The 12,757-nt window shown below is 44.0% G+C and carries 11 protein-coding genes; 10 read left to right on the top strand and 1 reads right to left on the bottom strand.

What is annotated here, in order from left to right:
- The first annotated feature begins 715 nt into the window (after positions 1 to 715).
- The 10 genes from mmcA to ACZ5QV_RS04215 all read left to right on the top strand — a co-directional run bounded on the left by mmcA (position 716) and on the right by ACZ5QV_RS04215 (position 11,728).
- On the top strand, positions 716 to 2,209 hold the full coding sequence (gene mmcA / locus ACZ5QV_RS04260; protein ID WP_464601373.1) for a methanogenesis multiheme c-type cytochrome: 1,494 nt from the start codon (positions 716 to 718) through the stop codon (positions 2,207 to 2,209).
- A 7-nt stretch (positions 2,210 to 2,216) separates the two neighbouring features.
- A complete protein-coding gene (gene rnfC / locus ACZ5QV_RS04255; protein WP_464601372.1) occupies positions 2,217 to 3,536 on the top strand; it encodes an Rnf electron transport complex subunit RnfC in 1,320 nt (439 codons plus the stop codon).
- A complete protein-coding gene (rnfD, locus tag ACZ5QV_RS04250) occupies positions 3,533 to 4,399 on the top strand; it encodes an Rnf electron transport complex subunit RnfD (protein WP_464601371.1) in 867 nt (288 codons plus the stop codon). The genes rnfC and rnfD overlap by 4 nt, the downstream gene beginning before the upstream one ends.
- The gene (gene rnfG / locus ACZ5QV_RS04245) at positions 4,392 to 4,955 is read left to right on the top strand and encodes an Rnf electron transport complex subunit RnfG (protein ID WP_464601370.1); all 564 of its coding nucleotides are present in this window, start codon (positions 4,392 to 4,394) and stop codon (positions 4,953 to 4,955) included. The genes rnfD and rnfG overlap by 8 nt, the downstream gene beginning before the upstream one ends.
- 2 nt (positions 4,956 to 4,957) lie before the next feature.
- Entirely contained in the window at positions 4,958 to 5,575 is a 618-nt protein-coding gene (locus ACZ5QV_RS04240) for an RnfABCDGE type electron transport complex subunit E (protein WP_464601369.1), read from the top strand.
- Position 5,576: 1 nt separating this feature from the next.
- Positions 5,577 to 6,170, top strand: coding sequence for an Rnf electron transport complex subunit RnfA (rnfA, locus tag ACZ5QV_RS04235; RefSeq protein ID WP_464601368.1), 594 nt, complete (start codon positions 5,577 to 5,579; stop codon positions 6,168 to 6,170).
- The gene (locus ACZ5QV_RS04230; protein ID WP_464601367.1) at positions 6,163 to 6,963 is read left to right on the top strand and encodes a Fe-S cluster domain-containing protein; all 801 of its coding nucleotides are present in this window, start codon (positions 6,163 to 6,165) and stop codon (positions 6,961 to 6,963) included. Before rnfA ends, ACZ5QV_RS04230 begins: the two co-directional genes overlap by 8 nt.
- Positions 6,964 to 7,039: 76 nt before the next feature.
- Positions 7,040 to 7,375, top strand: a complete 336-nt coding sequence (locus ACZ5QV_RS04225) for a DUF4870 domain-containing protein (RefSeq protein WP_464601366.1) — start codon at positions 7,040 to 7,042, stop codon at positions 7,373 to 7,375.
- 207 nt (positions 7,376 to 7,582) lie between these two features.
- On the top strand, positions 7,583 to 9,355 hold the full coding sequence (locus ACZ5QV_RS04220) for an IS1634 family transposase (RefSeq protein WP_464600267.1): 1,773 nt from the start codon (positions 7,583 to 7,585) through the stop codon (positions 9,353 to 9,355).
- A 408-nt stretch (positions 9,356 to 9,763) separates the two neighbouring features.
- Positions 9,764 to 11,728: a DUF262 domain-containing protein gene (locus ACZ5QV_RS04215; protein ID WP_464601365.1), complete on the top strand. Its 1,965-nt coding sequence runs from the start codon at positions 9,764 to 9,766 to the stop codon at positions 11,726 to 11,728.
- A gap of 113 nt (positions 11,729 to 11,841) precedes the next feature.
- Here ACZ5QV_RS04215 and ACZ5QV_RS04210 read toward each other — a convergent pair whose 3' ends face one another.
- Positions 11,842 to 12,639 (bottom strand): hypothetical protein, encoded by a 798-nt coding sequence (locus tag ACZ5QV_RS04210; RefSeq protein WP_464601364.1) that lies wholly within the window; start codon positions 12,637 to 12,639, stop codon positions 11,842 to 11,844.
- Between the last annotated feature and the right edge of the window lie 118 nt (positions 12,640 to 12,757).

The raw sequence follows: 12,757 nt of genomic DNA, 5'->3' as shown, positions 1-12,757 counted from the left end.
GTTATTCCCCGGGACTTCTATTCTTACAAAGCCCTCCGATTCCATTTATAATGGATAATCATGTTATTTTTTATAGGGAAGTTATATATATTAATACTGGATATCATTTTCTTACATCAAGTATTTTATATTTTTTTATAAATTATTTATTCCTATCTATTTTAATAAGTTATATTTGCATCTTTATTATATTATAGGTAAAATAACCTTAAAACTTATTTCGAAAGAAATAAGTATTACCTCGGGTAAACATTTTCCCTTGAAGTGGAATTCATCTTTGTTTTTTAAAAACAAATGAAGCGTATCAAACAAGAAAATCAAAAGCTGGTGATCAAAAAACTAAGGAATGTCTGGGGTGCCAGAAAGGCCGAGCTAGCCGTTATGCCAGTTCCTTGTTCGATAGCTTTCCGTTAATTCCTAACTCCGGGATATGCCTTTTACAAAAGGTGGAATGATACGGTAGTTTGCCCGCCCTGCCCCTTATAATATTAGTCTTTTACATCCTTGACATCCTTAACAATTATATTATGAATTTATTATCAATGCCTACATATTACTAAAATCTGAATAAGTTTTTCAAATCCGGGTAATTTGTTGAAATCCGGGTGATTTGTTGGAATCCGGGTGATTTGTTGAAATCCGGACGAGTTGTTGAAAATTATAGCTTTTGCCCATCAGGCAACATGGATAATAAAAAAGAAAGAATGTGGTCATTATGAATAGGTTAAATCTGATGGTGTCGGGAGTCGCGGTACTGCTCCTCATGACCGCAGTCGGATATACCTCTCTTGGCTATAGTGGGAATGATGCTATTTCAACCCACTATATGACAAAGGGGGAATGGTCTGACGAGGTCTGCGGAGTTTGTCACTACGGTGTCTATGAGAGAGTGAATAGTTCTTATCATGTACAGGTTGATATGGACCGCTGGTCTCCCCTCACGAATTTTGATCTTGAAACGTCCGGAAAGGACGCCTGGGTTGCTGAATTTGGAAAGTATCACCCTGGCGGGGGTCCACTTGATGAATACGGCGTTAAAGTCGATTGCATGATGTGTCATGAAGGTTCCGGCCTCTATGATTTCGATGCAAGAGCGGAGAAAATCGCAAGCGGGGATTACGAAAACGCAAATAAGGCTGGAATGGAAAATGCACTTGAAGCTGCTCAGAAAGATGGGCTTCGCCTCTCCATCTACAATGCCGATTTCTTAACCCCCTATCCTCTGCTGATCGTTTTCCACGGTGCGGTAAACGGTGTACCAAGTGATACCTCCTGTTCCGAGCAGTGTCACATCCAGGACGTGTCCACCAGGGCAGTTGCCTGGGGTGAAGAAGAGTTCTATGCCGAACACGATGCCCATGCTGAAGAAGGTGTGGAATGTGCGGAATGTCACCACACGGAAGCTTATCTCATAACCTCGGACCACCAGTTTGGGAGAGGGAATGTCTCCGATACCCCTGACATGCCGGAGAGCCACTTTGACGATACCATGAGGAGCTGTGACGACGAAGCCTGTCACGCAGGAATTTCTCACGGGCCGTTTGCGGACTCACACATGGAATTCCTTGACTGTACCTCCTGCCATATCCCGGTCCTTCCGGGCGGAGAACTCCCTGGTGGAAAGCCCATCAAGGCCTTCAGCTGGCAGAGTGGGGAAAGGGTAGATGAGTACTGGGAAGAAGACTTCCAGCCCACCCTTGCCTGGACCAACGGTAACTATGGCGATGTCCTTCCGGGTGTTGACACAAGGAATGACAGCGACGTAATGCTGACTCCCTTCAACAAAATTACCGGGACCTGGTGGGACGCAGGTACTGATGCTGCTGTCCTTGCAAACCCGAACACCAGTCCCTCAACAGGCGACGCAATTCCCGTACAGTACGTGAAAGCCGCGGACGCTGATGAGAACGGTGAGGTCACGGTTGAGGAAATGCAGGCCTACGATGCCGACGAAGACGGAACAGCTGATTACCCGAACGCGGTACTGAGAACCGTTGAACTCTACTATCAGGTGTCCCACAACATCGTGAGCAGTGACGTAGGAATGGCTGACCCCATGACCTGTAAGGACTGCCATGGCAGTGAAGCCGTGATCGACTGGGGGTCCATCGGTTATATCGAGGACCCGGCTGGAGATTCGGCTGCCGTGAAGAGCATCGGTGTGAGCTACCCGAATAAACCGAGACCCGAAGAGGTCGATAAGGAATAATAGGGAGGTGTCTCACTTGAGTGATGTAATCAAACTGGACAAACTACCTGAAAAGGTAATTTTACCCTTAAAACAACATGATGGGATTGCCTGTGCTCCTCTGGTCAAGAAAGGCGAAGAAGTCATAATCGGCCAGAAGATAGGGGACTGCGAGGGAAGCGACCTCGCCTACGTCCATTCCCCTTATTGCGGGACAGTGTCATCCATTGCAGATATGCCAGGACCCGGTGGGAAAAAGGTCTTCAGTGTGGTGCTCGCACCCACGGAATGCACGGAATCCGTTGAATTCGTGCCTGAAAAGAACGCTCCCCCCTCAAGGTTAATAGAAATTATCAGGGAAGCGGGAATTGTCGAATATTACGAAAAACCGACATATATTGCCTTAAAACCCGGGGGCCGAATCGACACTCTGATCCTGAATGCTACCTTCTCCCTGATTACCAGGGCTTACCTTCCTTCTCTTGACAAAGTCCTGGAAGGCTTTAGGCTCATGCTGGAGGCAGGAGGTATTTCGAAAGGGGTCATTGTGCTCAGGGCGGATGACAAGGAATCCATCAAGGCTTTCAAGAGCGCAAAATTTGATGGAAAGCCTCTGACAGTTGCTCCACTCGTAGGAAAACGCCACGCGGATTATTACTTTGAAGACGCGGACGAAGACATCATCGTGCTTGTTGCAGGCAAAAAGACCTACACGCCCACAATGATGAACCTCCTGGCCGCCGAAGTTATGGGCAGGCGCATCCCCCTCGGGTATACCCCTGCGGACGCGCATCTGACCGTTTGTGGAGTAAAGTCAGCAAAAGCCGTATATGACGCCGTTAACGAAGGCAAACCTTACCTTGAAAACGCTGTTACGGTAACCGGAGCTGTAAATGCTCCAAAGAGCGTCATTGTCAGGTTCGGGACTCCTGTAAAGGAAGTTATCGAGGCCTGCGGTGGCTACAAGGGTGAACCCGGAAAGATCATTATCAACGGGTCCATGGGTGGAGTGGCCGTTTATACGGACGAAGTGCCTGTTGCCAAGAATACAACAGGTATTGTTGTCCAGACCAAAGACGAGGTCCTCAGAGACGAAGCAACGGAATGCATCCACTGTGCCCGCTGTGTGGACGTCTGTCCCATAAACCTGCTACCCGGCAGGATTGCGGTTATGGCGGACTGTGGGATGTACGAAAAATGCGGGGAATACTACGCCTTAAGCTGCATTGAATGCGGACAATGTGCCGCGGTCTGTCCGGCAAAGAGGCATCTTGTTCAGCTTATCCGCTATTCGAAACTCCAGCTTCAGAAGATGAATGAAGCTAAAAATGCGGAGGTGATAGAATGACACAGTTTACTATATCCCCCCCGCCCCACAGGAGATCAAAGGTTTCGGTAAAGAGCCTCATGTATGGAAGGATTGTAGCCCTTCTCATTGTAGGTGCTGCATCACTTACCTTATTCGGCGCGCTGGCCATTGTGAATATTCTCGCGGCCATCTTAGGGGCGGTTGGAATTGAATTTGTGATTCAGACGGTGCTTAAGCAGAAATTAACGATCGCAGACGGAAATGCTGCATATCTCGGGCTTTTACTTGCCCTGATCTGTCCTCCGTCCCTTCCTGCCTGGATGATCTTTGTCGGTGGGGCGTTTGCCGTAGGGGTTGGAAAACACGCTTTTGGAGGACTTGGGTCCTATATTTTCCACCCGACTCTTGCTGCCTGGGTATTCCTCAATCTCGCCTGGACTCAGGACATGCTCCCCGGATCTGTTCCGATTGCCAGCGGGTTTTCAGACCTGCTCTATGAAAATGGAGCCGGTTTCCTGACGGACGTGTCCCCGATTCTTATAATCCTAACGGGGCTTGTGCTGATAGCCAGGAAATACATTGAATGGAGAATCCCTCTCAGCTATTTCCTGACAACGGTGGTCCTGGGCCTCGTCCTTGGAGACCCGCTGTCCTACATCGTGCAGGGAACTTTCCTCCTCGGAGTGTTTTTCATCGCCACCGAGACTGCCACCAGTCCGGTTACAAAGAACGGAAGAATTGTCTATGGAATCCTCTGTGGGCTCCTGACAGTGCTTTACGGTTACTTCTCAGGGAACTATGTATGGGGTACTCTCTACGCAATCCTGCTCTCCAATGCGGTAGGTCCGTTCATTGAAATGAAGACCCTTCCAAAACCCCTGGGAGGTGTGGTAAATGAGTGATAATAAGGAAGTAATAGATGTTATTGTGAAAATGGTCGTCATTTCTGCGGTTGCGGCGGCCCTGCTGGGGCTGACCTATGGGCCCACCCAGGATGCGTTACATGAATTACAGGCCCAGCAGCAGATAGATGCTCTAAAAGTGATTCTTCCTGCAGCTTCGGATTTTGAAGAAGTAAGCGACGGAGTGGACGACGCAGGCGAACCCATAGTCCTCTATTACCGTGGGGTGGATGCCTCCGGAAATACTGTGGGATACGCGGTGAAGAAGCAAGAGGTCGGAGCCCAGGGCACAATTGAATTGCTCGCCGGAGTTTCGGCGGATTACAGTTCGATTACCGGAATGCAGGTAATGAAACATTCCGAAACTCCTGGACTTGGAGCCCTTATAGTGGAAGAATGGTTCAAAGGCCAGTTCACGAACATGCCGGTAGCTGATGTGAGCCTGAAAAGCAAAGGCGGACAGGTCGATGCCATTACCGGGGCCACGATTTCTTCCCAGGCAGTGGTGGATGCACTCCACGGGGCAGTGGACATTGTAGCCGCACAGGAGGCCTGATTATGAATCCATTAAGTGAATTTATACGCGGAATTACCAAAGACAACCCGACCTTTGGGCTTGTGCTTGGGTTATGTCCAACCCTTGCTGTCACGTCCTCTGTGGAAAACGGGATAGGCATGGCTCTTGGGACCCTGTTCGTGCTGGTCGGGTCAAACATGATGGTATCAGCAATCAGGAAACAGATCCCGGCTTCAGTCCGGCTTCCTATTGAAATCATTGTCATTGCGACTTTCGTTACGATCGTTGATATGGCGATGGAAGCGTTTACGCCGGATTTGTACACCCAGTTAGGTGTGTTCATTCCTTTGATTGTGGTCAACTGTATTGTTATCGGAAGGGCTGAGGCCTATGCCCTTAAAAACGGGGTATTTTATTCCATCATCGACGCTTTTGGTGAAGGTACGGGTTTCCTGCTTGTGCTGATACTTATCGGTGGAATTCGGGAGTTCCTCGGAACCGCCATAATCGATCCCTTCGGATTTACCGTGATCGACGCAAGTGCGTACATGAACCCGGCGATGTACATGGTCATGTCCCCCGGAGCCTTCCTTACAATTGCGGTGCTGATGACTATCGTGAACTATAGCAAACAGCAGAAAGCCGCAAAGGGTGGTTAAAATGGTCGAAAAAGCCTTATTTACAATCCTGCTGGAAGGTCTTTTTGTAAAGAACTTCCTGCTCATCCAGTTCCTGGGGCTCTGTTCCTTCGTGGGTGTGACCAAGGATGTGAAAAGCGCAAGTGGTATGTCGGGAGCTGTGGTTTTCGTCATGGCGCTTGCGGCAACCGCATCCTATGCGCTGTATAACTTCGTGCTGGTTCCCCTGAAACTGGAATTCTTGAGAACAATCGTATTTATTGTTGTGATTGCAGCGCTTGTGCAGCTCGTGGAATTCATTCTCAGGAAACATGTGCCTGCACTTTACCGTTCCCTCGGGATTTACCTGCCTCTGATCACCACCAACTGTGCGGTGCTTGGGGCGGTGCTCATTAACGTGATGAATGATTACAATTTCATCCAGAGCGTTGTCTTCGGAATTGCAGCCGGGCTCGGGTACACCATTGCCATGATCATGATGTCTGCAATCAGGGAAAAGAGCAATATCTTGAGAGTCCCGAAAGCTGTGGGCAGAGGGATCACGTATGCATTATTCGTGGCAACGATCATGTCCATGTCTTTCGTGAACTTCTTCGGGGTGATCCCGCTTGACTGATGCTGTACTCATAAACTCGATAGCTGTTCTTGCGGGCCTCGGGCTGGCTGTGGGTGTGATGCTTATCACCGCGTCCAAGGTCTTCAAGGTCGATTCCAATCCTCTGATTGATGAGGTTGCCGAACTCCTGCCCGGAGCAAACTGTGGTGGCTGTGGGTTTGCGGGATGTGCTTCCTGCGCCGAAGCCATTGTAGAAAGTGGTGCTCCGATTAATAGTTGCCCTGTTGGCGGTTTTGAAACCGCAAAGCAAATCGGGGCTCTGCTCGGCCAGGAAGTTTCCGAGTCCGAACCGGAGTACCCCTTTGTCCTCTGCCAGGGCGGAAACGACCGCTGCACCACCCTTTATGATTATGAGGGAGTGGAAGGCTGCAAGGCTGCCCTTATGCTCTGTGATTCCAGAAAGGGCTGTACTTACGGCTGTATGGGTCTTGGGACCTGTGTCCGGGCCTGCCAGTTCGATGCCCTTTCCATGGGAGAAAACGGCTTCCCGGTGGTTAACAAGAACCTCTGTACGAGCTGTGGAAACTGTATCGCGGCCTGTCCGAATGGAGTCCTTACCTTTGCAAAGGCATCCGAGAAGGTCCACGTCCTCTGTCGTTCCCACGACAAGGGTAAGCAGGTCAAGGTGTCCTGTGAGGTCGGCTGTATCGGCTGTAAGAAATGTGAAAAGGAATGTCCTTCGGAAGCTATCAAGGTTACGAATTTCCTTGCGGAAATCGATCAGGAGAAATGTACAGGCTGTGGAAAATGTGTTGAAGTCTGCCCGCAGTCGGCAATCGTCAGGGTCGATTAAGCTTTTAAGCTTTTTCGGCTCTTTCATTTTTCCAACCTTGAAATGAATCTCAGGATATAATTAGGAGGTAGTAATTATGCGCTACAAAACTTCCCTCGGCCTGAACGAAAATGTCGTTGCGGCTCTCACCTATATCGCCGGCTGGCCAACCGGAATTTTATTCCTGCTCCTTGAGCGCCAGAACAAGTTCGTCCGTTTCCATGCCATGCAGTCAATACTGGTTTTCTTACCGGTTTCCCTGCTTATCTTCATTATTGCCTGGATCCCTTACCTTGGCTGGTTCCTTGCAGACGGAATGGGCATGGGAGCAATGTTGCTCCTTTTGGTCCCAATGTACATGGCCTTCAGGGGCGCAAAGTTCAAACTTCCCTTCGTCGGGAAGATCGCCTACGAGTTTGCATACGGAAAATAACAATATTTAACCTGGGAATCGAATTGCCTTTCAGAGGCAATTCCTTTTCTAATTCTTTTTTTGGATATTTTTTGTATTCTCTCGTATTTCGACCCCACCCTTCAATAAAACATAATTTCTTTTTTAAATAAGTATTTTGAGCTCCCCTTCATAACAATTTATTAAATAAGAAACGATTTTTATAAAACGTGATTGATATATATTCACATGATGAATAAATCACTTCCACTTCTTAATAAAATACAAGCGATATCTTCTATGGAAGTGGACTACAACTGTAATAACATTTCAAAACACTTGAATGCAAATGAATTTCCACAGACAAAAACGACCCCATTTACAGTTATGGCCTCCAAAAATTATTTGGATAAAATGAATTTTGAATCCATTATCAATGACAATATTCGATGGGATCAAGATCAGTGGAGAATTTCTCCAGGAACACTTGCATTGAGTATAGTGTTAACTCCTTTTTTTCGAACAGATAAACGATATCCTTTGTGCAGTGTCGAAGAAATTGTTGAATTCATGGATTCTAAACTCGTTTTTGGTAAGGAATATCCCAATTTTTACTTCAATGATGATTGTTTAGGCTTGCTGTTGGATCGAATTCACGAAGCAGGGTGTTCTAGCCTTTTCAGCATGATTGTATTGCAAACTTTTGTAAAATTCAAAATTCCTTTTGATAATGTATTTCATGCGGATACTACTTCCCACGTTTGCTATGGGGATTATAAGGCATGTGAACAGGAAAATTATGAAGGCCTGAAAGTCACTTACGGCCATAGCAAAGCTCATCGTTCTGATAAAAAACAAATAATGAGTGGTATGATCACAGATTCTTCAGGATTTCCTCTTTATACAGAAGCACTTGATGGAAATACTGCTGACATTGTTTGGATCCCAAATGCAATACGCAATTTTAGAAAATTCTTTGGTAAAATGTGTGATGAATCAATATTCATAGCAGATTGTAAGCTGATCAGTAAAAACAATTTTAAAATTCTTTATGATAAAACAAATCCAATCACTTTTATTTCCAGGTGTCCAGAAAAATTCAGTGCAAGACTTGCAGAAAAGACAATAAATGAAGCTTATTCTCAGAATAAATGGAAATACATAGGGGCCTGCTGTGAAGATGAAGAATCAAAAAGAGCAATGGAGTATGAAGCACAGAGTTTTAATAAAATTGCTCATGAAAAAGAGTGTCGTGTGATTGTTTATAGGGACATCGGTGACAATGAAAAGATAGTTTATGAGATTAAAAAACAAAGGGAAATAATTGAAGCAGATATAAAGAAGAATTTTAAAGACCCTTATTCCTGTGAACCAGATGCACAGAAAGAAATTGATGAGTTCATTAAAAAATATAAAAACTCATTATTCAATATCAAATTCGAAATCCAGGAAGAAACAATTATAAAAAGACCAAGGGGAAGGCCATCAAAGAGTCAAGAAATATTTGAAATCATCAGTAAATTCCATGTAAAACTCAAAAGCCTTGAACAAAACAAAGAAAAAGTGGAAAAACGCAAGCGATCATTGGAAACGGTAGTACTGATTACAAATGTTCTACCCAAAACAAAAAATGATAAAAAAATCTTTCAGTTATATAAAGGTCAATATGTCGTTGAGACTAATTTTGAAGAATTGAAAAAACCTTCTATGTTTTACAGTATATTTCTGAAAAAACCAGAGCGTATTGAAGCATTGCTGATGCTGCTGCATGTTTCCTTGTTAGTAAGGGTACTTATGAGGATTATTGCAAGAAATAATTTGAAAACCGAAAAAGACCCTCTTCGTATCGATTTTGGCAGGAATATCCTGAAAAATCCTACCGCTGAAAAATTATTGAGGTTACTTTCCTTTCATAATGTTATCACTATGGGTGGGAAACATATAGTTTTTGCAAAAAACGGTAAAGTCGATCACTTGCAAAAGTTGCTACGGCTATTGGGATTGAATCTTGAACCTGGATGATCTTATTAAATCAAAAGGGATAAAAGGTTAAACCTAAGTAAACTTGTAGCGGTAGCTATACGTTTTTTGCTGACAATTTGGTTAATGAAGGACGAAAATATAACTATTTTGATAAGTTGAACTACTGGATTAACCAGAAAGTATGGTTATTGGATCAATATTAAGTGGAAAAATCAAGGGTGGGTCGAAATGTAAGATTCTTTGTGTTTTTGATTATTTTCTGGTTTTTTTGTGTTTGCCGATTTTTTTGAATCTGATATTTTTTTCACTCTTCATTTTTTTTAAGCTTTGATAGAGATTCTTATGTTTTAGAAAGCCTGAAACTCATAAGATAAAAATGAATAGACTTTTAACCGGTAACTTATTATATTTATTTTATATAAAAATTTAAGGCTCGGAAGGGATTCGTTGGCAGGAAATAATCTTCAAAACTTATCAGAAATATTTAATAATAGTATTTTCAGGATTCCGGATTATCAGAGAGGTTACTCCTGGAATGAAAGACAACTGATTGATTTTTGGGAAGATCTGGAATGGTTGAAAAAGGATGCATCTCACTATACCGGGCTTTTGACGATTCAAAAAGTTTGCAAGGAAGAGATCCTGAATAATGCTGAAAAGCATCATGTGTGGCAGGATGACCTATGGATGTTTGAAAAGGGGTTCAAGGCGTATTATGTGGTAGATGGGCAACAAAGGTTGACAACAATCACAATATTACTAAAATGCATCCTTGAACAGTTTAAGGGCGATGAAATCATAAATCTTCAGAAAAAGGAAACACTGGTTGAAAAATTCCTGTACCAAAAATTAGGTGATTATGAATCTTTTATATTCGGCTATGAAAACAATGACTCAAGTGATGAATATTTCAAAAACAAAATCCTCAAAAGAAAAATACTGAAATCAAATGAGATTCAGGAAACCCTGTATACAGCAAACCTTCAGATTGCAAATGACTTTTTTGTAGAAAGAGTACAAAATTTATCCAGGGCCGAACTGGAAGGGCTTTTAAAGAAAATCACAATCCAGTTGAAATTCAATCTTTATGAAATCGATGATGAATTCAACGTTTTTGTTACATTTGAAACAATGAACAACAGGGGAAAACCCCTTTCAAAACTAGAACTTTTAAAAAATAGGTTGATATACCTTACAACTGTCCTGCCGGACGCTAAAAACGAGTCAGGAATTCTTCGAAAATACATTAATGATGTGTGGAAAACGGCCTATGAATATCTTGGCAAAAACAAAGACGACATTCTGGATGAAGACGAATTTTTGAGAAATCACTGGATTATGTATTTTGGATACAATAAGGCCAATGAACCTTATTCTGATTTTCTTTTCAATAAGCACTTTATTGTGAAAAACATAAGAAATATTGCTTTTGATGATGAATGCCACTTAGACAATCCCATAGAACAAAGAAAGTGGATCGGTCAAAGAGAGATTGATGACTACATAAGTAGCATCTCAACAAGCATTAAAATGTGGTTTTACCTTTCGAATCCTTCTTACTCTTCTTTAGATAGTGAAATTAAAGAATATCTGCAGAAATTAAACCGGTTGGGGTTTGGGGCTTTAAAACCTCTGGTCATGTGTGCAATGGCAAAATACTCTGAAGGAGAAATTGAAAAGGAAAAAATGCTAGACCTGCTCAAATTAGCTGAAAGGTTCATATTCCTCGTATTCAAAGTAACGGGAAGGCAGGCATCTACCGAAAAACCAAACTTTTACAAATTACCGCATCAATTATACTCTGGTGAGAAGACAATTGACGATGTGATAAACCATTTCAGGTGGTTAACAAGTCCGGATAATATATGGAACGGTTACGACCTTAAAAAGTTCTACAATAACCTTGAGGATCTTTTCAAGAAGGGTAAAGGATACTACGGCTGGGGTGAGTTGAGGTATTTCCTCTATGAATACGAACTTGAATTAGAAAAATGTTCAAAAGAACTTCATTCAAAAATTGTCTGGGAAGATGTGCAAAAAAAAGATACTATCGAACATATATACCCACAAACACCCACCGAAGACTGGAAGACTGGTTTTGAACAGTTTGACACTGAAAAAAGAAACAGCCTTTTGAACTCACCTGGAAACCTTCTGCTGCTTAGTCGATCAAAGAATTCAGAGCAACAGAACTTCTCTTTTGATTACAAGAAAAAACACACTAATCGAAAAGGAAATGAAGTTGGTTATTTCATCGGCTCATACAGTGAAATCATGGTTTCTCAATATGAAAACTGGACAGCAGATACAATCCTTGAGAGAGGAATGAAAATGCTGGAATTCATGGAAATAAGATGGAATTTAAAAATTGAAAACAAGAAAGAGCTGTTATTTCTTAACTTTATGGAGTAAGCTGTCCCTGGACCCTTAAGATAAAAAGGGTAGCTGGACAGTCTCCCAGGGCCGCTGTCGCTGAGCAGAAAAAGGAGTGAATCGCTGCGGGGACCAGAAATTTAAAAGGCCCCTCAGGCAATTACGACCCCGTATTTTACAAATACTTTTGAAAAAGCCTGCCTCAATTCTTCGGCGGCGATTTTTGTCTTCTCCGGTTCACCGAGGCTTGCGGCCGTTTCAAGTTCATGAATTTTTTCTTCCACTTCTGCGAGGGCTGATTCATAAGCTCCGTCCGCACTATCAGGAGGTTCCGCGGCCTTTACCCTGGTCCAGAGGAACTCGAGTTCCGGGATAAGCATCTCCACTGACTGAGTGTCATTTTCAGCGGCTGCATCGACTGCGTGTTCCATTGTGGTGTGGAAAACGGTCAGGCGGTCGCCCATAAGGTTAACTCCGTTTCTTTGATGCAGTTCAAGGAAGAGGTCCCGCATGGGCTCAAGGGCCAGGTGGGAGGCTTCTATATCGTTTTTCCGCAGGAATTCCCGTGAACTTTCCGATATATTCAGGGCCCCTGCAAGGATTTCCGGCCAGGTTTCATCGATTGCGTAGGGGGCCGGCGGAGTCTCCACGTATCGGGTTTCCACGTTTGTCAGGTCATTTATCAGGGCATCAAGGGCCTCTTCGGAGGCATTGAAATCCTGTTTGCTGGTCGAAACCAGGGCTTTAACGTAGTTTGAATTCGCGTCCCGCATAAGAGCATTGAAATCGGCTTCTCCCGTGTCTCTGAGTTCATCCTCATCCGGAGCGGAGGTTTCGGGAACTGCAACGCTCTTGTTTCCTGAATTCGATATGCATCCAGACCCGAAAGCTGCCAGGATCATCATAAGCATCATAAATAGGAACGTGCAGATTGCTGGTTTTCTTTTCATTTCTATCCCCCGGTGTTGTGACTCTGCATTCTTGTGTTTGTTTTTGTCTCCGCTGCACTTATAACTGCTCAGAGTCATGTTTTTATGAAAGGCAGCCGACCTATCTTTAAAATCCGCA

Source organism: Methanosarcina baltica (genome assembly GCF_055394095.1).
Note: the sequence above shows the minus strand (reverse complement) of the source record. Positions and strands in the feature narration are given on the sequence as shown.